24 protein-coding genes and 1 other RNA gene are annotated in these 24,610 nt (G+C 56.1%); 20 read left to right on the top strand and 5 right to left on the bottom strand.

Translation table 11 applies throughout. From position 1 onward, the window contains the following. Window positions 1–74 precede the first annotated feature (74 nt). From FHS72_RS05975 to FHS72_RS05950, 6 genes are all read left to right on the top strand, one after another. Window positions 75–2,186, top strand: coding sequence for a catalase (locus tag FHS72_RS05975; RefSeq protein WP_183527065.1), 2,112 nt, complete (start codon window positions 75–77; stop codon window positions 2,184–2,186). 79 nt (window positions 2,187–2,265) lie between these two features. Further along, complete coding sequence (locus tag FHS72_RS05970) at window positions 2,266–2,715, top strand: MgtC/SapB family protein (RefSeq protein WP_183527063.1); 450 nt, start codon at window positions 2,266–2,268, stop codon at window positions 2,713–2,715. A 299-nt stretch (window positions 2,716–3,014) separates the two neighbouring features. Then, window positions 3,015–3,557, top strand: coding sequence for a hypothetical protein (locus FHS72_RS18450; RefSeq protein ID WP_246414520.1), 543 nt, complete (start codon window positions 3,015–3,017; stop codon window positions 3,555–3,557). Then, window positions 3,554–3,952 (top strand): phage holin family protein, encoded by a 399-nt coding sequence (locus tag FHS72_RS05960; RefSeq protein ID WP_183527061.1) that lies wholly within the window; start codon window positions 3,554–3,556, stop codon window positions 3,950–3,952. The genes FHS72_RS18450 and FHS72_RS05960 overlap by 4 nt, the downstream gene beginning before the upstream one ends. Continuing rightward, window positions 3,942–5,147: a DUF3618 domain-containing protein gene (locus FHS72_RS05955; RefSeq protein WP_183527060.1), complete on the top strand. Its 1,206-nt coding sequence runs from the start codon at window positions 3,942–3,944 to the stop codon at window positions 5,145–5,147. Before FHS72_RS05960 ends, FHS72_RS05955 begins: the two co-directional genes overlap by 11 nt. Before the next feature lie 63 nt (window positions 5,148–5,210). Continuing rightward, the gene (locus tag FHS72_RS05950; protein WP_183527059.1) at window positions 5,211–6,158 is read left to right on the top strand and encodes a YihY/virulence factor BrkB family protein; all 948 of its coding nucleotides are present in this window, start codon (window positions 5,211–5,213) and stop codon (window positions 6,156–6,158) included. A gap of 6 nt (window positions 6,159–6,164) precedes the next feature. On the opposite strand, the gene FHS72_RS05945 is transcribed toward FHS72_RS05950, so the two are convergent. Then, the gene (locus tag FHS72_RS05945; protein WP_221235357.1) at window positions 6,165–7,334 is read right to left on the bottom strand and encodes an AI-2E family transporter; all 1,170 of its coding nucleotides are present in this window, start codon (window positions 7,332–7,334) and stop codon (window positions 6,165–6,167) included. 96 nt (window positions 7,335–7,430) lie between these two features. On the opposite strand from FHS72_RS05945, the gene cls reads away from it, so the two are divergent. Further along, window positions 7,431–8,909, top strand: coding sequence for a cardiolipin synthase (gene cls, locus FHS72_RS05940; RefSeq protein WP_183527057.1), 1,479 nt, complete (start codon window positions 7,431–7,433; stop codon window positions 8,907–8,909). Then, entirely contained in the window at window positions 8,906–9,619 is a 714-nt protein-coding gene (locus tag FHS72_RS05935; protein ID WP_183527056.1) for an endonuclease/exonuclease/phosphatase family protein, read from the top strand. Before cls ends, FHS72_RS05935 begins: the two co-directional genes overlap by 4 nt. A gap of 3 nt (window positions 9,620–9,622) precedes the next feature. Here the strand turns inward: FHS72_RS05935 and FHS72_RS05930 are convergent, their stop codons facing one another. After that, entirely contained in the window at window positions 9,623–10,306 is a 684-nt protein-coding gene (locus FHS72_RS05930) for a Crp/Fnr family transcriptional regulator (RefSeq protein WP_183527055.1), read from the bottom strand. A gap of 266 nt (window positions 10,307–10,572) precedes the next feature. Here FHS72_RS05930 and ssrA point away from each other — a divergent pair. Further along, window positions 10,573–10,926, top strand: a transfer-messenger RNA (tmRNA) gene (gene ssrA, locus FHS72_RS05925). A 90-nt stretch (window positions 10,927–11,016) separates the two neighbouring features. Here the strand turns inward: ssrA and FHS72_RS05920 are convergent. Beyond that, entirely contained in the window at window positions 11,017–11,472 is a 456-nt protein-coding gene (locus FHS72_RS05920) for a DUF3617 domain-containing protein (RefSeq protein ID WP_183527053.1), read from the bottom strand. A 90-nt stretch (window positions 11,473–11,562) separates the two neighbouring features. Beyond that, window positions 11,563–12,315: a FadR/GntR family transcriptional regulator gene (locus FHS72_RS05915; protein WP_183527050.1), complete on the bottom strand. Its 753-nt coding sequence runs from the start codon at window positions 12,313–12,315 to the stop codon at window positions 11,563–11,565. 142 nt (window positions 12,316–12,457) lie between these two features. On the opposite strand from FHS72_RS05915, the gene FHS72_RS05910 reads away from it, so the two are divergent. The 11 genes from FHS72_RS05910 to FHS72_RS05860 all read left to right on the top strand — a co-directional run bounded on the left by FHS72_RS05910 (window position 12,458) and on the right by FHS72_RS05860 (window position 23,354). Further along, entirely contained in the window at window positions 12,458–13,129 is a 672-nt protein-coding gene (locus FHS72_RS05910) for a DUF2182 domain-containing protein (RefSeq protein WP_246414518.1), read from the top strand. Between the two features lie 13 nt (window positions 13,130–13,142). Further along, a complete protein-coding gene (locus tag FHS72_RS05905; RefSeq protein WP_183527044.1) occupies window positions 13,143–13,850 on the top strand; it encodes a DUF1326 domain-containing protein in 708 nt (235 codons plus the stop codon). 28 nt (window positions 13,851–13,878) lie between these two features. Beyond that, window positions 13,879–14,862: an acryloyl-CoA reductase gene (gene acuI, locus FHS72_RS05900; RefSeq protein ID WP_183527041.1), complete on the top strand. Its 984-nt coding sequence runs from the start codon at window positions 13,879–13,881 to the stop codon at window positions 14,860–14,862. 54 nt (window positions 14,863–14,916) lie between these two features. Then, the gene (locus tag FHS72_RS05895; RefSeq protein ID WP_183527038.1) at window positions 14,917–16,338 is read left to right on the top strand and encodes an FAD-binding domain-containing protein; all 1,422 of its coding nucleotides are present in this window, start codon (window positions 14,917–14,919) and stop codon (window positions 16,336–16,338) included. A gap of 152 nt (window positions 16,339–16,490) precedes the next feature. Then, on the top strand, window positions 16,491–16,931 hold the full coding sequence (locus FHS72_RS05890; protein ID WP_183527035.1) for a TrgA family protein: 441 nt from the start codon (window positions 16,491–16,493) through the stop codon (window positions 16,929–16,931). Continuing rightward, entirely contained in the window at window positions 16,932–18,047 is a 1,116-nt protein-coding gene (locus FHS72_RS18600) for an NUDIX domain-containing protein (RefSeq protein ID WP_183527033.1), read from the top strand. Between the two features lie 52 nt (window positions 18,048–18,099). After that, window positions 18,100–19,149 carry a cysteine synthase A gene (locus tag FHS72_RS05880; RefSeq protein ID WP_183527031.1) on the top strand — a complete coding sequence of 350 codons (1,050 nt, stop codon included), beginning with the start codon at window positions 18,100–18,102 and terminating at the stop codon, window positions 19,147–19,149. Beyond that, window positions 19,146–21,650 (top strand): DUF3772 domain-containing protein, encoded by a 2,505-nt coding sequence (locus FHS72_RS05875; protein ID WP_183527029.1) that lies wholly within the window; start codon window positions 19,146–19,148, stop codon window positions 21,648–21,650. The genes FHS72_RS05880 and FHS72_RS05875 overlap by 4 nt, the downstream gene beginning before the upstream one ends. Beyond that, a complete protein-coding gene (locus FHS72_RS05870) occupies window positions 21,647–22,381 on the top strand; it encodes an alanyl-tRNA editing protein (protein WP_183527027.1) in 735 nt (244 codons plus the stop codon). Before FHS72_RS05875 ends, FHS72_RS05870 begins: the two co-directional genes overlap by 4 nt. Further along, window positions 22,381–22,989, top strand: coding sequence for a M35 family metallo-endopeptidase (locus FHS72_RS05865; RefSeq protein WP_183527025.1), 609 nt, complete (start codon window positions 22,381–22,383; stop codon window positions 22,987–22,989). Before FHS72_RS05870 ends, FHS72_RS05865 begins: the two co-directional genes overlap by 1 nt. Further along, window positions 22,986–23,354, top strand: coding sequence for a hypothetical protein (locus FHS72_RS05860; protein ID WP_183527024.1), 369 nt, complete (start codon window positions 22,986–22,988; stop codon window positions 23,352–23,354). Before FHS72_RS05865 ends, FHS72_RS05860 begins: the two co-directional genes overlap by 4 nt. Before the next feature lie 9 nt (window positions 23,355–23,363). Here the strand turns inward: FHS72_RS05860 and FHS72_RS05855 are convergent, their stop codons facing one another. Then, window positions 23,364–24,518 carry an AI-2E family transporter gene (locus tag FHS72_RS05855; RefSeq protein ID WP_183527022.1) on the bottom strand — a complete coding sequence of 385 codons (1,155 nt, stop codon included), beginning with the start codon at window positions 24,516–24,518 and terminating at the stop codon, window positions 23,364–23,366. Window positions 24,519–24,610: the final 92 nt, after the last annotated feature.

Genomic DNA, 24,610 nt, shown 5'->3' with positions numbered 1-24,610 from the left:
ATCACGTGACGCCCCATGCGTTCTACCAACCGCACGCATGATCGCGCACCCAACTGCATCGCTGGAGAAAATAGATGACTGACAAAACGCCCTCATTCCGCCCTTCTATTGAAACTCAAAAAACGAACCAAACGGCCAAGCGAGCTGAAACCGTGGGGCAGGGTGGTGAGACGCACCAGCATGCACAGGGTGGTCCGCGCATGACCACGGCACAGGGCGTGCCTGTCTCCGATAATCAAAATACTCTTAAAGCGGGTGCGCGCGGTCCGGCTTTGCTTGAGGACTTCCAGTTTCGCGAGAAGATGTTCCATTTCGACCATGAACGCATCCCTGAACGCGTCGTGCATGCGCGCGGCTACGGGGCTCGCGGATATTTCGAGACAACAGACGCGATCCCCGAACTCACCTCTGCGCACTTGCTGCAGGAAAAAGGGCGCAAAGTACCGGCTTTCGTCCGTTTTTCCACCGTCGCGGGGAACAAAGGATCGATGGATCTGGCGCGTGACGCACGTGGTTTTGCCGTGAAACTTTATACCGAAGAAGGCAATTGGGATATCGTTGGCAACAACATCCCCGTGTTCTTTATCCAAGACGCGATGAAGTTCCCCGACCTCGTGCATTCCGTCAAAGAAGCCCCCGACCGCGCCTTCCCGCAGGCCCAATCCGCGCATGACAACTTTTGGGATTTCATCTCGTTGATGCCCGAAGCCATGCACATGGTGATGTGGACCATGTCGGACCGTGGTATCCCGCGCTCTTTCCGGTTCATGGAAGGGTTCGGCGTTCATACGTTCCGTTTCGTGAACGCAGACGGCAAAAGCCATTTCGTGAAATTCCACTGGAAACCGAAACAGGGCCTACAATCGGTCCTCTGGGACGAGGCGGTCAAGATTAACGGCGCGGACCCCGATTACCACCGCCGCGACCTGTGGAACGCAATCCAAGCTGGCGATTTTCCGGAATGGGAACTGGGCGTACAGGTTTTCGACGACGAATTTGCCGACAAATTCGATTTCGACGTGCTGGACGCGACCAAATTGATCCCCGAAGAAGACGTGCCAGTCCGCATCATTGGCCGCCTTGTGCTGGACAGTGTTGTCGATAACTTCTTTGCTGAAACCGAACAGGTCGCATTTTGCACCCAGAACATCGTGCCAGGGATTGATTTCACAAACGACCCGCTGCTGCAGGGCCGCAATTTCTCTTACCTCGATACGCAGATCAAACGTCTGGGCGGGCCGAACTTCACCCATATCCCTGTTAACGCACCGAAATGTCCCTATGCACACTTCCAGCAGGACGGACATATGGCGATGCATAATCCGGCAGGACGCGCCAATTACGAGCCGAACAGTTGGAAAGACGGCGGCCCGCGTGCCGATCAGGACGCAGGATTTAAGTCATATCCCGAAGAGGTCGAAGGCGAAAAACGCAAAGTGCGCGCAGAGCTTTTTGCAGACCACTACAGCCAAGCCCGTCAATTCTACGAAAGCCAAACAAAGGTCGAACAAGGCCATATCGCAGACGCGCTGATCTTCGAGTTGTCCAAATGCGAGGTGCTGGAAATCCGCGAACGTGTTGTCGCACATTTGCCGAATATCGACGCTGATCTTGCTCAGGCTGTAGCAGATGGGCTGGGTTTCGACACGCTGCCCAAAGCACAAACGCCACGGCGCAAGGTCGTCGAAGGTTTGAAAACATCAGACGCGCTGTCGATCCTCAAAAACGGACCGAACAGTTTTCAGGGCCGCAAACTGGGCATTTTGCTGACCGATGGGATCGACGGCGACCTGCTCTCGGCACTGCAAGAGGCAGTCAAAGATGCGGGCGGCATGACCGAAATCATCGCCCCCACCATCGGCGGCATCAAAACATCCCAAGGCGAACGTGTGCCAGCCGACCAGAAAATAGATGGCGGACCCTCCGTGTTATACGATGCGGTTGCGGTGATGGCATCGGCGGAGGGCGCAAAGAAATTGAGCGCAATGCACCCCGCAAAAGGGTTTGCCGCTGACGCCTTTGCCCACGCGAAATACATCGCGTTGGCGGGTGACGCAAAAGACCTGTTTAGCGCGGCGGGCGTCGATAAACTCGACGACGGGGTGATCGAGATCAGCAAATCCGACGATTGCGCTGATTTCGTCAAAACCTGTGGTGCGCTGCGTTTCTGGGATCGCGTTCAATAAAGCAACCGGAACGAGCCAAATCTAAAAAGGGCGGCCAGCACGGTCGCCCTTCACATAACCCAACCGCGAGGCCCACCAAATGATCGAGTTTTCCGAATTTGTCCTGCGCGTTCTGTTTGCAAGCGGATGTGGCCTTGTCGTGGGACTAGATCGCGAGATCAAAGGAAAACCATTGGGGGCAGGGGCTTACGTGCTTGTCGCGATTGGATCAGCGGCGCTGATGACAGTGACCCTCAGCTTCGCGTTAAGCAGCATGGCCGAAGACGCTGCAATCTCGATTGACCCCACACGATTAATCCAAGGCATCGTCGGCGGCATCGGATTTCTCGGCGCGGGCGCGATCATGTCGCCCAGCGATGATGGACGATTAAAAGGCGTGCGCAGCGGCGCTGCGATTTGGGCTGTGGGGGCAATTGGCATCGCTTGCGGGCTTGGGTTTTTGAAAGAAGCGGCATTTATTTCGGCGCTGATCTTTATCGTTCTTAACTTTTTCGACTGGCTGCATATTCGGAACATCAACAAGAAATAGCAGCGTTATTTTGCAGTCTCGCAAAGCCAATGCGCGCGGCCTTGGCCGTTCCGTTTTCCGATGAAAAACCACCATAAAAACAAAACCGTTTCATCACACAAATGAGCGCGTCAAACGCACTGCGAACACGTTTTCGTCAAAAAAACACGGAACTTAACGCGGTCCAATGTGTTGATTTTCCAACGACAGACAAATCAACAATCAGGAGAAATTCAATGAACCGCATCTTTTATCTTATCGGCCTGATCGTGATCGTTTTGGCCATCATCAATCTCGCATTTTAATCAAAGGAGGTCATCATGACGACTACGGATAATTCCAATTTCGGCGCTGATAAATCTTTTGGCGAAAAAGCCAAAGAGGCGACAAACGCCGCAACAAAAGAAATCAAAGCTGGCGCACAAGGTGTCGCAGAAAACGTCGCAGCCGAAGCTGAAAACTACGCAGGGCAGGCGAAAAGCGCTGCTGCCGACGAAGTCGGCGGGGTAGCCTCTGCGCTGCGGACTGCTGCCGAAGAAATGCGTAGCGGCTCACCGCAAGAACGCACATTCAGCCAGATTGCAGACGGTCTAGCGGATGCGTCCGATGCGATGCGCGACAAGGACATGGGCGAAATGGTTGGCGCAGTCAGCGACTTTGCCAAGCGTAACCCGATGGTGTTCCTCGGTGGTGCAGCCTTGCTCGGTTTTGCCGCAACCCGCTTTGCCAAAGCGTCAAGCGACAGCCAGTCAGGCTACGCAAGCAACACCAGCTCGCACAATCAAAACGCGCGTCCGGCAGCACCAACAGGTGCCGTTCAAAGCCCGACAATCAACAGACCACACGAGGGGGGTAATGTATGACCACCGCACCAAATAAATCCACTGGGGGGCTCCTCAGTGACGCATTGGCACATGTTAGTTCCCTTGTCCGCAGCGAGGTCGATCTGGCCCGCGCAGAGGTAAATGAAAACCTCAAAACGGCGGGCATGGCGATTGGCTTTATCGTGGGCGCACTTGTTGTCGCCTTGACCGCGCTGAACGTGCTGTCCGCAGCATTGGTCGCCGCACTGACCGAAGTGGGGATCGCTGCAGGTTGGTCCGCGCTGATCGTCGGTGTGATCTTTGCACTGATCGCCTACGCGATGCTCAACAAGGGCACGAATGATCTGAAACTCAGCAGTCTTGCACCGTCGCGGACCGCTAAAAACGTAAAGCGCGACGCGCAGGCCGTAAAGGAGGTTTACGATGACAAATGATACCCGCAGCCCCGCAGAAATCGAACGCGAAATCGAACGTGAACGCGCAGGTTTAACCGATACGCTTGATGATCTTCAGGATCGGTTTTCGATCGAAAGCGTCGCACGGCAGTTTTCGGATCAATTCCGCGAACATGGCGGCGACATCGGACGCTCTGTGTCCGACGCGGTGAAACGCAATCCGCTGGCACTTGCCGTGACGGGTGCTGGCCTCGCTTGGCTGATGATGGGCGATCGGACCGGTGGACGCGACCGCTATGATCGCGGCTACGCACGGTCACGCTACAATGATGATCGCTACGACTATGATCGCGAGGTGCGCGGCGGCTATCCCAACCGTGCTGTGGGCGAACCAAGCCACACCATGGGTCCACAACCGGGCGATAGCACGAAGCCATATTATTCCGGCCGTCACGAAAGCCACGATGACGCGCCGTCGTGGATGCGCTCTGCTGATAATGACGACAAACAGGGCCTGACAAGCAAAGCCCGTGATGCCGCATCCGGCGCAGGCGAAAGCATTGCAGGGGCAGCGTCCGGCGCGTCTCAGGCTGCACGCAACGCGGGTTCATCGGCTGCTGAAACAGCCAAGAACGCTGCAAGTGCCGTGTCGAATGCCGGAAAGTCCGTAGCAGACGGCGCACATGATCTCGCATCATCAGCTTCAGAACGTGCAGCAGCACTTCGTGCGCGTTTGGCTGAAGGCACCGAAAACCTGAGCGAAGAAGCACGCAACCGCGTCATCGCCGCCCGTGAAAAGGCCATCGAGGCCCGCAATGCGGCGTCTCACTATGCCCGTCAGGGCCGTGACCGTGCAGTTGACATCTTCGAGGACCAACCGCTGATCGCGGGTGCGCTTGCCCTAGCCTTGGGTGCAGCAGTGGGTGCAGCCCTGCCACGTAGCCGCGTCGAAGATCAGTACCTCGGCGAGACAAGCGACCAGTTGATGCACGACGCGGAACGTATCTTTGCGGAAGAAAAGCAGAAACTCGGTCGCGTCGCAAAAGCGGCGACGGATGAGGCCAAAAATATCGTCGGCGATGCCAAAAAAGCGGCTGATGATGCGGCTCCGGCGGACACAGCCGCCCAAGCGGTGGCTGACAAAGCCAAATCAGCAGGCCAACGCGTCGTTGATGCAGCCGAGGCCGAAGCCAAAAAACAGAACGTTGGCGACGTGAAAAAGTCGCAAGCGTAATCTGCCCAAACCAATCAGCCCGCGCGTCACGCGCGGGCTGATCCACTCACAGGAGATCCCCAAATGACGCGTGGTCGCACCGCTGAAAGCCCAACCGCAATTCCTGCCAAGGGCTGGAAAGACATTGTCCTGCGCGTAAAGGACGAGATGGCATCAGATCACGTCGGTCTGATCGCGGCGGGCGTTGCATTTTATGCGCTACTGGCGATTTTCCCAGCAATTACAGCGCTTATGGCGCTTGGCGGATTGATTTTAGAACCCGCCGCAGTCACCGCACAACTCGAAACTCTGACCGCAATGATCCCCAAAGAGGCGGCGCAGATCATTCTCGACCAAGCTGTCGCTGTCACAGAGTCCGAACAAACCGGGTTAGGAATCGCGTTTATCGTCGGTCTGTTGCTGGCGATCTATTCGGCGTCAAAAGGCATGGGCAGCCTGATGGAAGGGCTGAACGTCGCCTATGACGAGAACGAGACACGCGGGTTTATCAAGAAAACCCTCTGGACGCTTGGCCTCACACTTTTCCTGATCCTCGGGCTTATTGTAGGCTTGCTTGCGACACTTGCTGTGCCCGCGATCCTCAACCTCATGGCACTTCCCGCGTGGCTGGATACGGTGCTGGCGTTCTCGCGTTGGGTGCTTCTCGCCTTGCTAACAGTAACGGGCCTTGCCGTGCTGTATCGCTACGGCCCGTCACGCGACAACGCCGAATGGTCATGGCTCTCAACAGGTGCGATTGCGGCCTGCGTGATCTGGATCGGCGCATCGGTCGGATTTTCGATCTACGTCAGCAATTTCGGCAGCTACAACGAATCCTTTGGCAGCATGGCGGGCGTCATTATCCTGCTGATGTGGCTGTGGATTTCAGCCTTCATCGTGCTGCTGGGTGCAGAGTTGAACGCGGAAATGGAAGCGCAGACAACCCACGACACAACTGTTGGGCCGGACCAGCAGATGGGCACACGCGGCGCTGAAAAGGCCGACAATCTAGGTCACGCGGAAGGCGCGTGAACCGGATTAATCCGCTTCGGCTTCCACATCCTGCGCCAGTTTTGGCCCCAGAAAATTACCCAGAACGGACAGGCTCGGCACGTTGTTGCAGATAACCTTGAGTAGCAACAAAAACGGAACAGCCATCAGCGCGCCCGGCACGCTCCAGAGCCAACTCCAGACGATCACGGTTAAGAAAACCGAAACGGTGTTCATCTCTAGCCTGCGGCCAAGGATATTCGGCGTGACAAACTGGCCCTCAATCGACGTCAGCACCAGATAAATCGCGGCGGGCAAAAGGCCCGCCAATAGCGTGTCAAAGCTCAGGATGCCAAACGCTGCCACCAAAAATGCACCCGCCACGGCCCCCACAAATGGCAGAAAATTCAAGGCAAAGGCGATAACGCCCCACAACAGTGGATTTGGCAGGCCAACAAGATACATCGCGGCAGCAATGCTCGCCCCAAGGGCCGCGTTAATCACTGTAATCGTTAGGAAATACCGCGAAATCTGTTGCTCAATATCGCGTGCCGTTTTGATCGCGCGACGTTTGTCAGAGAAATTCGGAAAGGCTTCGACCAGTTTGACGTAGAACAGATTTCCCGACGCCAGAATGAACATCGCCAAGATCAGACCAACAATCGTCAGCCCCATAAAATTCGCAATACTGCTCGCAGCAAATGCCAACAAACCGGGCTGCTCAAGCGTCACAACCGGCGTCGTATCGTTCCCGTTTGCAAGGTCCTCGACCTGATCGCTCGCCCGCTGTGCGCTTTCCAGCGATGCCGCAAGTCCGCGCAATTTTTCGCGCAATTCTTGACCCATTTCAGGGGCATTATCCATAATTTCCGACACAGGACCGCTGAGCAGATAAGTCCCCGTTAACAGCACCAAAACCGCCCCGAATATCAGTACAATCGCGGTCAATGGTTCCGGAACACCAAGCCGCGCCAAGCTGCGCACGACAGGGCTCAGCGTCAGCGCCACAATCACCCCGATCACGATGGGCAAAAACATATCCCGCGCGAAATACAGGGCCGCAAACGCCAAAATGATCGACATAAAAACAAGAAGGTTTTTGATTTTTTGAATGTCATTCATCGCGTGTAGCCCCTTGTTATCAATTTGTGATTTTAACTGCTGCATCAATCCGGCGTCGGGATGATACGCAAATTTTGGTGTTAAAATGTTGGTCATGTTTGCGCGGTATAAGAAAGCAACTGGCCGAAACTGATAACAACTTTAGGAAACCTATATAGAACTATGTCTGCACTGTGAAAAAGAAGCAATCAGATGATCGGGGCGATCTCCGCTTACCGCAAAATGCACCAAATCACACCGCTTTCCTTCACCACTGATGTCGGTATGATCCGCGTGACGCCCCTGTATTTAGGCCCCTGTATCTATGATAGTATTCGCGCAATGGTAGTGTACGCAATCTGGGCGCAAATCGTGCTCGTCATCGTCGGAATTTTTGTAGCGCGTGCAGCACTGACAACCGCCCGCACACCGCAAGGCGCTGCTGCGTGGGTGGTGTTCTTGGTGTCATTCCCGTTGCTTGCACTGCCGGCATTTGCAGTGTTTGGCGGGATTTCACGCCTTTCAACGCGCTCGAAACTGCCACGTGCAATGCCGTTGCCTGTCCCGTCCGAAGGTCATTTAGGGCAGTTGACTGGCGTCACAGGCACCTCTGTCACCGAAGGCAACAAGGTCACGTTGCTGATCGACGGCCAAGACACATTTGATGCGATTTTTGCAGCGATTGACGACGCAGAGCATGAAATTCTCGTCCAGTTCTACATCATGCGCGCCGATAAACTCGGGCTTGCGCTGCGCGAACATCTAATCGCGGCTGCCCGTCGTGGCGTGCAGGTCCATGTCCTGTGCGACATCATCGGATCGCTGTTTTTGGGCTACCGTTACGTGCAGGTGCTAGAGGCCGAAGGCATCAAGTTGCGCGGCATTCCCGGCCCGCATATGGCCTTGGGACGGATCGGCATTAACTTTCGCAACCACCGCAAGGCGGTCGTGGTTGATGGCGTGATCGGCTTCACAGGCGGGCTGAATGTCGGCCAGGAATACATAGACGGCGGCCATAAATTCGACAGTTGGCGCGACACCCATGTCCGCGTTGATGGGCCAATGGCCACGCAGTTGCGCGACATTTTCGCCGCCGACTGGAAGGGTGTCACGAAACAAGACCTCGCGGACCTGCCACCACCACAACCCGCAGGCGATCATCGTGGTCTAATCACAGGCTTTGGCCCCACCGACACCTTGGAACGCGGCAGTTTGTTGTTGTGCGGTATGGTTAATCTGGCCCGCCGCCGTCTGTGGATCGCGACACCGTACCTCGTGCCGCACACCGATCTGCTATCGGCGCTGCAACTGGCATCGCTACGCGGCGTCGACGTCCGCATCCTGATCCCCGCACCGTCCGACAATATTCTCGCGTGGTACGCGTCGCGCAACGCGGCGATGACCCTGATTAACGCAGGCATCGACGTCTACGAATACCAAACCGGCTTCATGCACTCCAAGGTCATGTTGATCGACGACAACGTCGCCTCCATCGGCACCGTTAACCTTGATATCCGGTCGGCCTTGCTTAACTTTGAACAAACCGCGTTGATCGAAGACAAAGATTTCGCACACCAAGTTGAGGCCATGCTGACAACCGATTTCGCCAATGCAACACCCGTCGCCAATCCACCACCGCGCCATGTGCGGGTGCTGGCGCCAGTTGCACGCCTGTTCGGACCGCTGTTGTGACCGGATCAATTCGCGTCGTCAGTTGGAATATTCGCAAGGCCGTGGGGCTGGATTGGAAACGCGCCCCCGAGCGTATTCTCGACGTGATCGCCAGCCTCAAAGCCGATATCGTCCTGCTCCAAGAAAGCGACAAGCGGCTCGCCCCCCGCAGGCCCGCACTGCCGCTGGATATGGTGGCACAGGCGGGCTGGACGGCGATCGACGCTGATCCGCTCACACCGTCAATCGGTCATCACGGCAACGCAATCTTGCTGGGGCAGGGGTTCTCTTTCTCGCGGCTGCATACAATGGACCTGCCGGGGTTAGAGCCACGCGGCGGTGTGCTTGCCGCGATTTCGGGCGCCAATGTGAACTTTACCATCGGGTCACTGCATCTGGGGTTGCGCCAAAAGGATCGCATCCGCCAAATGGCCCACACGCTGGATGCCGTGCGCAGTTTCGGCGGGCCTGCGATCTTGGGCGGGGATTTCAACGAATGGCGCGGGCGCGACAAGGACAAGCTGGTGCCGCACGACGCGCCTTGGCATGAAATCGCACCGGGTCCGACGTTTCACACAGCCAGACCGCGTTTGAACCTCGACCGCTTTGTGGTGGATACGGGGATCAAAGTGTTGGACATGGGCGTGGTCCCCGCGGGCGATATGAACCGCGCGTCCGACCACCTCCCGATCTGGGCCGATCTGAAATTCGGCACGGATCATGTCGCATAATTGTTAACCCGTATTCTGCGCCATGCTCGAAATGCGGCGCTGCAAGGCATCACGATCCAGCACCGTGATCTTGCCCTTGCTTGACGCGATAATGCCGTGTTCGCGCAACGCACCCAGCTCTTTGTTCACGGTCTGACGCGAACAGCCGACCATCGTGGCCAAATAGCTTTGGCTTTGCCGGATGTCGTTGTTGCCCTGTGCTGACAGCTGCCACAGATGGCTGCAAATCCGCTGCTCGACGGTGTAATGCTGGTCAATCGCTTTGCTGGAATTGTCGCGCTCGATCATCTTGAACGCCAGCATCGCGACATTGCGGATCATCACGGGCGACTGAAGTTTTTGAAACAGCAGGGGCGTTGGGCAATACAGCACGCAAGTATCCGGCATCGCGACACAGGTCGCAGCACACGGCTTTGCGGCCAGCGCCTCTATCGCGCCCAGAATATCCTTGGGGCCCGCATGAAAAATGATCGTCTGATACCCGTCTTCGCTGAGATAACTCACCTCAACAGAGCCATGCGAAATCAGGAACATCCCCCCCGGATGCTCGCCCTGATGCAAAAACGCGGTGCGCTTGGCAAAAGTTCGCACAGAAAACTGGTTCAAAAAGTCCGCTTTATGCTCTTCGCTGAGGTCATGAAAGATATCGCAATCGAGTAGATGCGGGAAGCGGATCGTGTTTTTCATCGGCAAATCCGTGTGAGTATGTTGGGGTCGCGCCTGTGCCATTGGCTAGAAATTTTAAAAAGTATTATACTAAAATATACAGACACGAACCCGACAATACGACCAATGGTGTAATGTCTTACTCACTCACGTTTGATCAATATAACAATGGTTTATGAATCACCTGTCGCTTACGCGACAATCCGGCGAAATTCTGGGTTTGGGCCAGTCTAAGGCAGCAAAGTTCCAGTGCCGCACCACGTAAATTGAAAAAATTAGTCACAGCCCACCTTGCACAAACGGACCACAGGGCCCATATCTAAGATGTCTCTTCGGGGACTATGGATATAAACGAGCGTGTTATTAGCCGGGCCGGACCGGGGTGCGACTCCCCGCAGCTCCACCATACATCCTCTCATTTGGGGGATTATGGGGCTGAATTAGGATCGACGGACTGTGAACGGGCGTGTCTTTATCTCGGTGAGTTACCACCGATATCGGTACAAACTGTACAATTGCAAATGACAATCGTGCTCCAATGGCGATGGCTGCGTAAGCAGTCCTACCTATTGAAACTTAACTCCTTGCGATTAGCGTCGTAGGGCGGGGTTCGCAGGTACCTGGCAACAGAAACCTGCACTAACACCCCTGCATTGTTAATGTTTAGCTGGTTCTCGTGCCGCTGATAGGTGTCTTAAGACGCCGCAAAACCTTGTGCATTTGCTACCCAGTCAGCCGTCACACCGACCAACGCGACGCGCCTGGGCTGTTGCGTTGACGTCCACCTCAACACCGCCAACTGAAATCACGCCCGTAGCACTGCCCGTGATCGCCGTGCGGCCATATCTGAACGCAAGATTCCCACGCGCACCAACTGTCACACGATCAAGGTGCGGATCGCAGGTCAGATCGAATTTCACGGTATTCAGATTGTCTTTCAAATTAGTGACCGTGCATCCGGCATCCCGCGACAATTCACCCAGTAGGTCCGACAAATTGCGCCGTGCCTCGGTTGCGGAAATACATTCGGTTTTTGGGTTTGCCATCGGAGCCAACAAACCGGGGATTTCCAAGCTGTGCGTGTATTCCCACAATCCCGCTTCGACCTGAATGACGCGATCTGCGGCAGCTTGGCTGGCGCTCAGAAGCAGTATGACAGCGGTAAAATAATGGTTAACGATTTTCATAGTGACAGGCTCGGTCTGATGTGTGAAACGCAGCACCGTCGGTCTATTGCCAAAATCAGCCAAAAACATGGCACCCGCGCGCAGATCGAATTACGCCTCCGCCGATCCGTCACTTTTTGCGGCGTTATGCGTGGCAAAAACCCGTTTCCCCAGCGATTCCGTGTAATCTGCAAGCTGACACAGCAGTGCATCGGTTGTGCACGCATTGTGCACGTCTAGTGCATTTGCAATTTCGGTGTGAATCTCGACGATGGTCGCGCGATTTCGAGCGGTAAAGGTAATCATATTCATCAGCGGCTGCATCGCCTCAACAGCGCCCGCTAACTGGTAGGACAACACCGGATTTCCGGCAGCATCGACCAACGCACGGTGGAAGGCGACGTCTGACGCGCAGAACGCTTCATCGCTCAAACCCGGCTGCGCCTGACGGTGGGTTTCGGCACGCATGGTGGCGAGATGATCGGCGGTGCGGCGCTTGGCTGACAGCGGCGCACAGGCACGTTCAAGCGCGAACCGCGCCTCGCAGGCCGTCTCGAAACTGACTGAATTCATTGACAAAAGCAGGGTAGAGGTCGTGACGTGCTGGCCGTAAGCATCTTCAAACCGCAAGCGGTTTACAAAGGCACCACCGGTTGCACCACGCTGCGTGCGGATCAGGCTTTGGGCCGCCAGACGTTTCAACGCCTCGCGCACAGTGGGGCGGGACACGGCGAACTGATCGGCCAATTCCGCCTCGGACGGCAGCCGTTCATCCACAGGCAAAGTGCCCGCAATAATGCCGTCACGGATCGCCTTGGCAATCTGTGCAGAGAGATCAATTTTGCTGCTTGGGTCAATTTTCATTTGTCAGACAATTAAACGTCTGACATATCTTTTGGCAAGCATTTGCGTTGGGAGGCGGCAAATCGTGACCACTTCACCACTTCAGATTTCATTCAGATCAATCCTTTGGATTCTATTTTTTGCCGCAATAATAGTATCTTGGATGACGATGTTCATGTTTGCGCGGATGTCCGGTGTTGACGTGATCGGGCGGCCTGTGGGCATGAATATGATGGTCATGACCAGTTTCGGGGCGCTGTTTCCGATGTGGGCGATCATGATGGCGGCGATGATGTTGCCGACGATGATCCCGACGCTGCGTACCTATGAAGCCCTGATGCGCAGTGCGGACGGAACGCGGGCCGGATGGATTGGTGTTCTGCTGGGGTATTTTGTGACTTGGGTCGGGTTTGCGGCGCTGATCAGTGTCGTGCAAACCCTTCTTGTCAGCTTGCAAGTCGTTGATAGCCTTGGGATTTCCACAACAGGGTGGTTTATATCTGGCCTGTTGATTGTCGTCGGCGCATTCCAGTTCACCCGCGCAAAAGAAGTCTGCCACGGCGTTTGTCACAGCCCGATGACCTATTTTCTGGGCCACTGGAAAACCGGTTTTGCTGGCGGTGTACGCATGGGATTGGGCCTTGGCGCGTTCTGCGTGGGCTGCTGCTGGGGCTTTATGGCGCTGGGATTTGTCGGCGGCGTGATGAGCCTGCTGTGGATGGGCCTTGCCACATTATTCATGATTTTCGAGAAACTACCGCAGATTGGTCATCGATTAATTAAACCTGCGGGCGTGGTGTTAATTGGGGCGGGCGTGCTGCTCGTTTTACTTTAAGAAAGGGACGGACATGGTTGAAAAGACAAGAGAACCTTCGGATCAGATTGCGATTTCGCAGCGGATTGACCAACGCATGGCCAACCCCAAACGCAGCAAAATGCAGCCCACAGATTGGGCGATCAAAGGCGAGCTTTTCCTGAATTGTTCCTGCACGACGTTCTGCCCCTGCGTCGTGTCGCTGGGCGCGCATCCCCCGACCGAAGGGCATTGCCACGCATGGATGGGCATCGCGATTGATGACGGTCACTTCGAAGGCGAAGACCTGTCCGGTCTGAACGTCGGTTTGCTGGTCGATATTCCGGGTCGCATGGCAGAAGGTAACTGGAAGGTCGCCGCATATGTCGATGAAAGATCCACACAAAAAGCCTACGACGGTCTGCTGAAAATCTTCTCTGGGCAGGCGGGTGGCACGACGGGCCTGTTCACGATGTTGGTCTCTGAAATCATCGGGGCCGAGCGTGAAAAGGTCGATATTATCCGCGATGGCACGAAACGCGGCATCTACATTGGACGCAAAATCCAAGGTGAAATCGAGATGATTACAGGTAAAAATCCTGATGAACCGGTGGTTGTCAGCAACTCGAAATACTGGATGGGGTCTGAGATTATCGCCGCGCAAGGCACAAAATCGCGGGTCCGCGACTATGGTCGTGTCTGGGATTTTGGCGGTAAATCCGCGGAAATTTGCCCGATTGATTGGAAAGGGCCGCGCGCCTAACGCACCGGATATAAGATAAGGAAGAACGATGTTTAACGCATTGATAGTGAACAAAAATGACGAGGGTAAGACCTCTGCCGAGATCACCCGGATTGGCCTAGATGACCTGCCTGCAGGCGAGGTTACGGTCGCCGTTGAATATTCTACCGTGAACTACAAAGATGGGCTGTGCCTCGGTCCGGGCGGCGGATTAGTCCGCAATTATCCGCATGTGCCAGGCATCGATTTTGCTGGCACCGTCGAGGCATCGGATGATCCGCGCTACAAGGCAGGCGATAAAGTTGTGTTAACCGGCTGGCGCGTTGGCGAGGCCCATTGGGGCGGCTACGCGCAAAAAGCCCGCGTGAAAGCCGATTGGCTCGTGCCATTGCCCGCAGGTTTGGACACGCGCCGCGCGATGGCCGTTGGCACCGCCGGATTAACCGCGATGTTGGCCGTGATGGCGTTGGAAGATCACGGGATCAAGGGCGGACCTGTGCTGGTGACGGGGGCCGCTGGCGGCGTGGGATCAGTGGCGACTGCGATCTTAGCGGGCTTGGGGCACGAGGTGGCGGCGGTCACGGGGCGGCCCGAAACGGCGGACTATCTGACATCGCTTGGTGCCACGCAGATCGTTGCGCGCGAGGACTTGAACGAGACCACAAAACGCCCGCTTGAAGCCGAAACATGGGCTGGCTGCGTCGATGCCGTCGGTGGCGAGATGCTGGCGCGGGTGCTGGGCCAGATGAAATACGGCGCGTCGGTCAGCGCGGTAGGCCTTGCGGGCGGTGCCGGATTGCCCGCGACGGTGATCCCGTTCTTGCTGCGCGGCGTTAATTTGCTGGGCATTGACAGCGTGATGCAGCCTTATGACAACCGCCTGCGCGCATGGGGCCGGATCGCAAAAGACTTGCCGATGGATAAGCTTGAAGCGATGGTGCAGCCTGCGACGCTGAGCGATCTGCCTGCGCTGGGGCGCGATATTTTGAAAGGTCAGATCAAGGGCCGCGTTGTCGTTGATGTGAACGCCTAGCGAGCCTTGACGTTTCTCTGGGGGCGCTAGTTTGTTGCAAAAGAAGGAATTGCTGTGACAGACTTGCGCCCGATTATTCTATGGTTCCGCCGTGACTTACGGCTTGGCGACCATAACGCCCTGACGGCGGCCTGTGCCACGGGCCGTCCGGTTATTCCGTTGTTTATTGATGATGAAGTCGCCTCAGGTCAGGGTGCGGCGGCGCGTATGCGCTTGGGGATGTCGGTGCGTGCTTTGGCAGATGATCTGGCTGCACTTGGAAGTCGGTTAATATTGCGTCATGGCAATGCATTAGAGGTCATACTTAATGTGATTTCTCAGACAGGCGCGGATGCGGTTTATTGGTCACGACAGTATGATGTGACGGCGAAGGCCCGCGATACAGCAGTGAAATCGGCGCTCAAGGATGACGGGATCGACGCACAAAGTTTCGCAGGGCATTTGTTGTTTGAACCTTGGACCGTCGAGACAAAAACGGGCGGCTTTTACAAAGTCTTCACACCTATGTGGAAGACTGTACGTGGAAGGGAATTAGCGGCGCCATTGCCTGCGCCAGAACAGATTTTGGGACCAAATGATTGGCCTGCATCGGATAATTTGGACGACTGGCATATGGGTGCTGCGATGCATCGTGGCGGTGACATTGTAGCAGGGCATTGCACCGTCGGCGAAGCTGCGGCGCGTGATCGGTCGGATGAATTTATCGCGGAACGTGTCGCGGATTATAAGGCAAAACGGGATATTCCGGGGGTGCAGGGCACGTCCGGGCTATCTGAAAATCTGACCTATGGTGAGATTTCGCCGCTTGTGTGTTGGCACGCGGGGTGGCGGGCGTTGCACGATGGAAAATCGGACGCTGAGGTTTTTCTGAAAGAGTTAGTGTGGCGCGAGTTTGCCTATCATTTGTCGCACCACACGCCGCGTATCGAGAGCGAGAATTGGAAGCAAGATTGGGATGGTTTCGCATGGAATACTGATGAAACGTCGCCAGAGGTGATTGCGTGGAAGCAAGGGCGGACGGGAATTCCCTTTGTCGATGCGGCGATGCGCGAGATGTATGTGACGGGGACCATGCATAATCGGGGTCGGATGATTGTGGCGTCGTATTTGACGAAGCATCTGTTGTGCCACTGGAAAATCGGGCTGGATTGGTTTGCGGATTGCCTGATTGACTGGGATCCGGCCAGCAATGCGATGGGCTGGCAATGGTCGGCGGGGTCGGGGCCTGATGCGACGCCATATTTTCGGGTGTTCAATCCGGTGACGCAGTTGGACAAGTTTGACAAGAACCGGACCTACGCGACGCGGTGGATTGCCGAAGGTGAAGATGATCCATCGGACACCGCGTTGTCATATTTTGACGCGATACCAAAGGCTTGGGGGTTGTCAGCGTCGGATGCGTATCCTGAACCGGTTGTTCCGGTGGATGTGGGCCGCAAACGTGCGCTGGATGCGTATCAGTCGCGCGATTTCTAAGGGTTGGCGATCTGGCAACGCATGGGGAAGTTTTATCTGACGCACTTGTGCTGCGCCCCGTCATAGCGGACAAACATCCCAACGCAGATGACCCTGACCAAAGCGGCACAAGACCGCAACGATTGGCGGGGCCACACAGGGAGACACCGATCATGCCAACCTCAGCTCGCCTTATGGCCGCTATTTGCTTTGGGCTGCTTGGCCTTGCCTTTGCCTATACCGCGACTGCCTATTTCGAGGAGGCCCGCCAGCCCAGCTATTGGTTTCCGTTAAACGGCGGCATCGGGGTGCTCGTCGGGTGGATTTTTGCAGGTACGCGGGCAGGCAAAGGCGTCTCGTCCGGTGTCAGCAACGGGATCACAACGGCTGTTGCGATGTTGTTCTGGGTGTTTTTCTTGATGTCTTTCAGTGACATGATCTCAAAGTCGATGCGCCACGCGTATGACGGCCCCGTTGAAGCCGTCGTCGGTGTGTTCGAGATTATGGGTGACTATGCCGTTCAGTTTGCGTGCATGGATTTGGGTATCGTGATGGTCGTGGGCGCTGTCGTCTGCGGATTGTTGGTCGAATTTGTTGCGAAGCGGTGGTCATAAGTGACTGTTTTTATTTACGGAACGCTGCTTGATCCTGTCTTGCGGGAACGGTTGCTGGCGCGGAATGTCGCGGTCACGCCTGCTATTTTGCACGATTATGCGCTGGTCGAACAACGCAGGTCGCCATTGCCTGCGATTGTAGCGCGTGTTGGCGCATCCGTGGATGGGATGGTGCTGGATGATCTGACCGCTGCTGAAGTCGCACGGCTGGATGCTTATGAAATACCGTTTGATTACAACCCTATATCAGCCAAAGTTGATGTGGATAGCGACGTTGTCAGCACGCAAACTTATCTGCCTGGACCGTCTGTTGATGTGTCCGATAGGCCGTGGTCGCTGGCGCGGTGGCAAGATCAATCTGGTTCATTGAGCCGTGAAATGGCTGTTGAAATCGGGTCGTTTGATCCACCTTTGGCTGGCGATGCGTTGCGTGCGCAGTGGCATATGATCGCGAAACGCGCGTCAAATCGTTTGCGGGCAAAGGTCGAAGCGATGCCAGCCGATGTGCGATATCAGCCAGCGCCGGACGATTTTTCGGTGAATGCGCCGACGCTGTCGGGTGATTTCTTTCGCTTGGCCGCGTTTCAGGTAGAGCATAAAACCTTTACCGGATCACGATCAGCGGCATTACAGCGCGAGGTGTTTTTAGGCACTGATGCGGCGCTTGTGCTGCCCTATGATCCGAAAACCGACCGCGTGTTGCTGGTGGAGCAAATCCGCATGGCGCCGATTATGCGTGGTAATTCAAACCCTTGGGCGTTGGAGCCTATCGCGGGCATGGTTGATGAGGGCGAAACGCCGGAACAAGCTGCCTTGCGCGAAAGCGAAGAAGAAGCCGGATTGACGGGCATCGCCTTGGAAAAGATGTTTTCCTATTATCCGTCCACGGGCAGCTCGACTGATTACTTCTTTTGTTTCGCGGGGATTTGCGACCTGCCAGAGCCTATGACTTATACGGGCGGTCTGGAAAGCGAATCCGAGGATTTGCGCCTGCATATCCTGCCGTTTGATGCGGCCTTTGCGCTGATAGCGACGGGCGAGGCGAATAATGCCGCGCTGGTGTCGATGTTATTTTGGCTGTCGCAGAATCGCGCTCGGTTGCGCGGCACCGCTTGAGTTTGAGGGCGCGGGGTTCTACTTAGGATTAACACTAAAGAAAGCCCTGATCATGTCCTTATCCGCGCCGATTAAATCCGACCTTGCCGCCGCCGTTGGTAACACGCCGTTAATCAAGTTGCGCGGCGCGTCAGAGGCCACGGGTTGCACGATTTTGGGCAAGGCCGAATTCATGAACCCCGGCCAGTCAGTCAAGGACCGCGCGGCGTTGTTCATCATCAAAGACGCGATCGCCAAGGGTGACTTGAAACCGGGCGGCACGATTGTCGAAGGCACGGCTGGCAACACGGGCATCGGCCTTGCGCTGGTAGGGGCCTCGATGGGGTTCAAAACCGTGATCGTGATCCCCGAGACGCAATCGCAGGAAAAGAAGGACATGTTGCGGCTTGCGGGCGCAGAGTTGATCGAAGTACCTGCCGCACCGTACCGCAACCCCAACAACTTTATCCGCTATTCCGAACGTCTGGCCAAGGCATTGTCGCGGACCACAAATGAAGGTGTGATTTGGGCCAATCAATTCGATAACGTCGCAAACCGTCAGGCGCATATCGAAACGACAGGGCCCGAAATCTGGGCGCAGACGGATGGCGGCGTTGATGGTTTCATCTGCGCTGTGGGCTCTGGTGGGACGCTTGCCGGTGTTGCCGCAGCCTTGCAGCCGAAGGGCGTCAAGATCGGTTTGGCCGACCCTGATGGGGCCGCATTGTTCAATTATTACACCAAAGGCGAACTGACGATGACCGAAGGCTCGTCGATCAATGAAGGCATTGGTCAGGTCCGCATCACCAAGAACATCGAAGGGCTGACGCCCGATTTTAGCTATAATATTCACGATTCAGAGGCGCTTCCGGTGATTTTTGATATCATGGAACACGAGGGGCTGTGCCTTGGTGGATCGTCGGGCGTGAATGTTGCGGGTGCGATGCGCATGGCCCGCGATATGGGGCCGGGCCATACGATTGTGACGGTGCTGTGCGATTACGGCACGCGCTACCAGTCGAAACTGTATAACCCCGCGTTCCTAAAGGAAAAAGGACTGCCTGTTCCGGCGTGGCTGGACCGTGCGCCTGCTGACATTCCATCGGTTTTTGCAGAAGAATGAACCAGCCGTCCAAGCAGTCGAACACGCGCCTGATTTGGGCGATTACTGCATTTATCATCAGTGTCTGGATCGGATCGGCGAGTTTTGCTCAAACTGTCGAGAGCGAAGAAGCCGTCATATCAGAAGAAGCCGTCATATCGTCCGACGTCCCATCGACCAAAGAGGCGGTGAACGACGCGGTGATCGGCGATTTGCTGGGCATCGATTATGCGACGTGGGACAGGACCGCGTTGCGTGTCGAAAAGGTGCTGCTCAGCGATAGCACGTCGTCCTTCCGGCTAGAGCGCACCAGAACCGAATTGAGCACGTGGCGCGACGAATTCTCGTCTGCGATGTCAGAAAATGACGCGCGATTGGCGACGGTGAATGCGCAGATTACGGCGCTTGGCGCGGTGCCAGCCGAGGGCGAAACCGAAGCCGAGACTGTGACCACCCGCCGGGAAACGCTAATCACGATGCGCGATGATCTGGCGGCACCGGGCTTGTTGGCCGCCGAAGCATACGCGCGTGCGGACGGCATCATCACGGAAATCGAAGTGAAATTACGGGCCAAGCAGACAGCCGCGTTGATGGAACGCAGTGTGTCGCCGTTGAACCCGACACTATGGCCGGATGCCGTGACCCAAGTGGTCAGCGGTATCACGACCATGGCTGCCGAGATCAAAGCTGGCATCACGAGCCGCGACTGGACGTCTTACAATCAGTTGCGCATGTTATGGGCTGCTGTTTCGGTTCTTGTCGCGATTTACCTTTTTATTCGCAGCCCGATGTTGGTTCACAACCTGATGCCACATCCGAAAACCAAAGCGGGAAGCGTAATCGCCGAGTCCATCGGTGCGGTGTTGGAAGGCGTTTTGCCGTTGCTGGGGCTGATCGCATTGGCTTACGGGTTGCACGGGCTTGATGTGTTCGGCGTGCGTGGCGAAGCGGTGTTAGAGCAGGTGCCGCGTGCGGGCTTTGTCATCATCGTGGCGTCGTGGCTGAGCAAGCAGTTCTTTCCCGAAGGCGACCGGTATGGCCCGTTGAACCATGTCAAAGCGATCCGCGACCAGTTGCGGCGAAATGGTGTGATCTTGGCGTGGGTCGTGGCGTTGCGGTTACCGTTTGCGGCGTTTCTGGAGTCTGGCACTGATCAGACCGACAATGCATCGGTGCTGTTTTTTCCGTTTATTGTTGTCGTTTCGGTCTCGCTGTTCCGCTTTGCGACGTTGCTGCGCCATGCTCCTGATGAAAACGCAGGGCCTGATGTGAGCGCTGGACGCACGCGGTCGTTTATCGGGCGGGTTGTGCAGTTGGTGGCGATTGCCGCACCGATCCTTGCCGCGCTTGGCTATGACGCGGCGGCGCGGGCGATTGTGTTTCCGACCAGCCTGTCGCTGGGCCTGATTGGCGTTATCATCTATCTGCAAACGCTGAGTTTCCGTATCTACGACCTGCTTTACGACGTCGAAGATGGCCGCAAAAAAGCATTGGCACCGATGATGGTGGGCTTTGCGCTGTTTGTGCTGGCCGCACCATTGTTCGCGTTGATCTGGGGCGCGCAGGTCACGGATTTGTTGTCCGCATGGGCCCGCTTTACCGCCGGATACACATGGGGCCAGACCAAGATTTCGCCGTCTGATTTCCTGACGTTTGTTGCGATCTTTAGCATCGGGTATTTGCTGACGGGCTTTATCAAAACGTCACTGCGGTCATCTGTTCTGCCGCGCACATCGCTTGATCTGGGTGCGCAGGACGCGATTGTCGCGGGCTTTGGCTACGTCGGGATATTCTTGGCGGCGGTGATTGCGATCACTAGCGCGGGGATTGATTTATCGAGCTTGGCCATTGTGGCTGGTGCGTTGTCGGTTGGTATCGGTTTCGGGTTGCAAACGATTGTGTCGAACTTTGTTTCTGGCATCATTTTGTTGATTGAACGGCCCGTCAGCCAAGGCGACTGGATCGAGGTCGGCGACCGCATGGGGTATGTGCGTGATATTTCGGTGCGTGCAACGCGGATTGAGACGTTTGACCGCACAGATGTCATTGTGCCGAACGCCGATCTGATCAGTAACCAAGTGATTAACTGGACGCGCGGCAACCTTGCGGGACGCTTGATCCTGAAAATCGGTGTCGCCTATGGCACGGACGTGGACCGCGTCGCGGGCATTCTGCGCGAGATCGCAGAAGCGCATCCGATGGTCGTTATGACGCCGCCGCCGAGCATCTACTTTATGAACTTTGGCGCAGATGCGTTGGAATTTGAAATTCGGGCGATCTTGCGCGATGTGAATTTCATCATGTCGGTTCAATCCGAGCTGAACTTCCAGATCTCGCGTAGGTTCTCTGAAGAAAATATCGAAATTCCGTTTGCACAGCGCGACATCTGGTTGCGTAATCCAGAGGTTTTGCGCCACTCTGACACGGATAACGATGCTGAGACGCGACCCGCCGCGCCTGAATTCCATCAGACGCGCAGGGCCGATGATATCTCGGATCCGGACGGCGGAGATACGACATGACGACGACACCATTATACCTAGACGACGCTTACCGCCGCGAGGCCGCAACCCGCGTGCTTCAGATTACGGACGAGGGCGGCATCGTTTTGGATGCGTCGTTGTTTTACCCGACATCGGGCGGGCAACCGGGCGATAGCGGCTGGGTGCGGTGGGGCATGGCCGAGAACGAAAAGTCCATCGAGATCGCCACAACCGTCAAAGGGGCAGGCGGCCAGATCGTACTTGTCCCCGCAGAGCCGTCCGCCCTGCCGCCGGAAGGATCGCTGGTCCGCCAAGAGATCGCATGGGACCGTCGCCATAAACACATGCGGGTGCATACCGCGTTGCATCTGTTGTCGGTCGTGATCCCGCTGCCTGTGACGGGTGGGTCGATTTCGCCTGACAAAGGGCGGCTTGATTTCGATATGCCCGAGGCGCCAGAGGATCGTGACGAGATCGAAAAAACGCTGAACATGCTGATCGATTGCGATTTTGCGGTGAACGAGGAATGGATCACCGATGCGGACATGGACGCTAATCCGGGGCTGGTGAAAACGCTACGGGTAAAGCCGCCGCGCGGCACAGGCCGCGTGCGTTTGGTCCGTATTGGCGTGGGTGATGACACGGCTGATCTGCAACCTTGCGGGGGGACGCATGTGGCGCGGACCTCTGAAATTGGCAAAGTACGGCTTGGTAAGATCGAAAAAAAGGGCAAGCAGAACCGGCGGGTTTATTTGCACCTTGAGACGTGATGCGCTGGCTTGCTACTGCCGTTGTGACGGTCACTGCGCAACCTGCGATAGCGCAACAGTTTGCAGGCTGCACCAAGGCTGAACGCGGTGTGATCGAAGCATCGCTGGAGCGTTCAGAACGGCTTGCGTTGACCGCTGCCACGGCGATTGGTCCGACGCCTGTTTATACGCGCTGGTTTGGCAAATATAGCCCATCGACCGGCGAAGTAGTGCGCCGCAATTTGAAATCTGTGGTCGCCGCCATTCGGACCGGACAGGTCAAAACCGAATGCGTGAACACAGGCTACGGGATGTGTGACGCGGATACCTATGCGTTTGTCGATCCCGACAATGCCTACGAGGTCAAACTGTGCCCGCGCTTCTTTGTGATGGACACGATGAAGGACCTCAATGACGCCTCTGCCGCCGAAGGAAACGGCACACGCGCAGGTACGATCATCCACGAGATCACACATTTCACGATTGTGGCTGGCACCGACGACATTTGTTATTCCCGCGAAGTTTGCACGGATATGGCCGTTGAAGTCCCGCAAGATGCATTGATGAATGCCGATAGCTATCAGTATTTCGTCGAGGACGTGACTTATTTTGGAGTGAAGGGCGAATGACGTTCCGGATCGCCTGTACTGCGGCTGCGGTGTTGCTCGCGGGGTTGTTTGTCATCATGTTGGTGTCCGCACAAAGCTACGCTGGTCGATATGGCGTTTTTTCTGGCGTTGGCGGTGATTTCTTGGGGCGTCGCGCATCACCGGCGTTCCTAGGCTTGGCGATGCTGTTGTGGCTTTTGCGAGATCACGGTGACGTTCAGGTGCAACGCGCTGTTTGTTATAGCGCGATTGCAGTTTTCGGGGGCATCGCGGTCACGGGCTTTTGGGCGTATTTTGACGGCACTGCATCGGGTAGGGTTGCGGTCATTGCGCTGCTCGACGCGGCGGCTGCTGCGGTGTTTTATTGGCTTTGCCCCAAGACGTGATGAAGTGAATTAACGTGCCGCCCGATTGATCGGAGGTTGCGTGCGCTGCGGCCTGTCTGGCGTTTGGTAGAGGGCGGTTTCGTCTTCGGGCAGTCCTTCGCGTGATAGCAGAATGGCGAGCGGGCGCAGGGCAGGGACGTGACTACACACGACCAGCAGCATCACCATGATTGGCACCGATAGGAACATGCCGGGGATGCCCCAGACCGCGCCCCAGAAGGCCAGTGAAATGATGATACCGAACGACGACAGACGCAACGCACGGCCCATCATCATGGGATCAATGATGTTGCCGTTGATGAATTGAATACCGCCCGCGATGCTGACGATAACAACGGTCAGAGCCGGATCATGAAGTTGAATATGCGCGATCAAGGCCACCATACCCGTGGCGATGATCGAGCCGACATTAGGGATAAAGTTCAGGATAAACGTGATTAGGCCAATCGCCACCGCAAGTTCAATATCAAAGCTGACCGCAAGCGCGTAGGTCATCAGGCCCGTCAACGCGCTGACCACGGTTTTCACCCAGAGGTAATAGTTCACCTTCCAGATGATCGAAGAGACAATCTTGCTGATCCGCTCGGCCCGCTTTTGATCGCCGATCAGGTTCACCAGCTTGATGTCGAACCAAATCCGTTCCGCGAACAAGAAACCCACGAACAAGATCACCAAAACTGCGGCCTGCGTCACGTCGCTGGCGCGGGTGGCGGCGGTGCGGGCATAGCTGCCAACGTTGATGGATTGCAGGGCGCTAAGGATTGACGCTTCGGTGGATTCGCCCATGAAGCCGAACAGGGACGCGACAGCCGACGGGGCTTGTTCCGCAAAGCTAAGCGTGGTGATCAGCACGTTGTTGATTTGGGTCAGCATAAAGCCGGAGGCGGCCATCAAAGCCGCCGCAATCATCACCAACGCCGCGATACTGGCTACAAAATCAGGCACACGAAACGGGCCGAGCCGCTGGCGAGCGATAAAGTCGATCACCGCACTGGTCAGGCTGAACAACACGATCGCCGTGGCCAGTGACACCAGCATAAAGCGGGCTTGGACCAGCAAAAACAACACCACCGCGAAGGCAATAATTACAAGGGCTACGGTTTGTACCCGTGCCAGATCAACAGAGCCAGAGGGCGGTGGGGTATGATCGTGTTTGTCGTGCATTTCAACGGCATAGTGGGTGCGAGCCGTTTGCGCAATAACGCCGTGATGTGTCCGATCGTTATCAGTTTCACGAAAGGTGAAAAACTACGTCT

Origin of the sequence: Yoonia ponticola, assembly GCF_014199395.1 — a bacterium.
Classification (GTDB): domain Bacteria; phylum Pseudomonadota; class Alphaproteobacteria; order Rhodobacterales; family Rhodobacteraceae; genus Yoonia; species Yoonia ponticola.
This window is presented reverse-complemented; position numbering and strand designations above follow the sequence as displayed.

Bases quoted from the DNA above. Each gene is read 5' to 3' on its own strand.
- FHS72_RS05960 (WP_183527061.1), top strand. From the start codon at position 3,554: ATGACCACCGCACCAAATAAATCCACTGGGGGGCTCCTCAGTGACGCA.
- FHS72_RS05870 (WP_183527027.1), top strand. From the start codon at position 21,647: ATGACGACGACACCATTATACCTAGACGACGCTTACCGCCGCGAGGCC.
- FHS72_RS05855 (WP_183527022.1), bottom strand. From the start codon at position 24,518: ATGCACGACAAACACGATCATACCCCACCGCCCTCTGGCTCTGTTGAT.
- FHS72_RS05975 (WP_183527065.1), top strand. From the start codon at position 75: ATGACTGACAAAACGCCCTCATTCCGCCCTTCTATTGAAACTCAAAAA.
- acuI (WP_183527041.1), top strand. From the start codon at position 13,879: ATGTTTAACGCATTGATAGTGAACAAAAATGACGAGGGTAAGACCTCT.
- FHS72_RS05865 (WP_183527025.1), top strand. From the start codon at position 22,381: ATGCGCTGGCTTGCTACTGCCGTTGTGACGGTCACTGCGCAACCTGCG.
- FHS72_RS05910 (WP_246414518.1), top strand. From the start codon at position 12,458: ATGACGATGTTCATGTTTGCGCGGATGTCCGGTGTTGACGTGATCGGG.
- FHS72_RS05920 (WP_183527053.1), bottom strand. From the start codon at position 11,472: ATGAAAATCGTTAACCATTATTTTACCGCTGTCATACTGCTTCTGAGC.
- FHS72_RS05880 (WP_183527031.1), top strand. From the start codon at position 18,100: ATGTCCTTATCCGCGCCGATTAAATCCGACCTTGCCGCCGCCGTTGGT.
- FHS72_RS05905 (WP_183527044.1), top strand. From the start codon at position 13,143: ATGGTTGAAAAGACAAGAGAACCTTCGGATCAGATTGCGATTTCGCAG.
- FHS72_RS05860 (WP_183527024.1), top strand. From the start codon at position 22,986: ATGACGTTCCGGATCGCCTGTACTGCGGCTGCGGTGTTGCTCGCGGGG.
- FHS72_RS05875 (WP_183527029.1), top strand. From the start codon at position 19,146: ATGAACCAGCCGTCCAAGCAGTCGAACACGCGCCTGATTTGGGCGATT.
- FHS72_RS05970 (WP_183527063.1), top strand. From the start codon at position 2,266: ATGATCGAGTTTTCCGAATTTGTCCTGCGCGTTCTGTTTGCAAGCGGA.
- FHS72_RS05890 (WP_183527035.1), top strand. From the start codon at position 16,491: ATGCCAACCTCAGCTCGCCTTATGGCCGCTATTTGCTTTGGGCTGCTT.
- FHS72_RS05955 (WP_183527060.1), top strand. From the start codon at position 3,942: ATGACAAATGATACCCGCAGCCCCGCAGAAATCGAACGCGAAATCGAA.
- FHS72_RS18450 (WP_246414520.1), top strand. From the start codon at position 3,015: ATGACGACTACGGATAATTCCAATTTCGGCGCTGATAAATCTTTTGGC.
- FHS72_RS05915 (WP_183527050.1), bottom strand. From the start codon at position 12,315: ATGAAAATTGACCCAAGCAGCAAAATTGATCTCTCTGCACAGATTGCC.
- FHS72_RS05945 (WP_221235357.1), bottom strand. From the start codon at position 7,334: ATGACCAACATTTTAACACCAAAATTTGCGTATCATCCCGACGCCGGA.
- FHS72_RS05930 (WP_183527055.1), bottom strand. From the start codon at position 10,306: ATGAAAAACACGATCCGCTTCCCGCATCTACTCGATTGCGATATCTTT.
- FHS72_RS05950 (WP_183527059.1), top strand. From the start codon at position 5,211: ATGACGCGTGGTCGCACCGCTGAAAGCCCAACCGCAATTCCTGCCAAG.
- cls (WP_183527057.1), top strand. From the start codon at position 7,431: ATGATCGGGGCGATCTCCGCTTACCGCAAAATGCACCAAATCACACCG.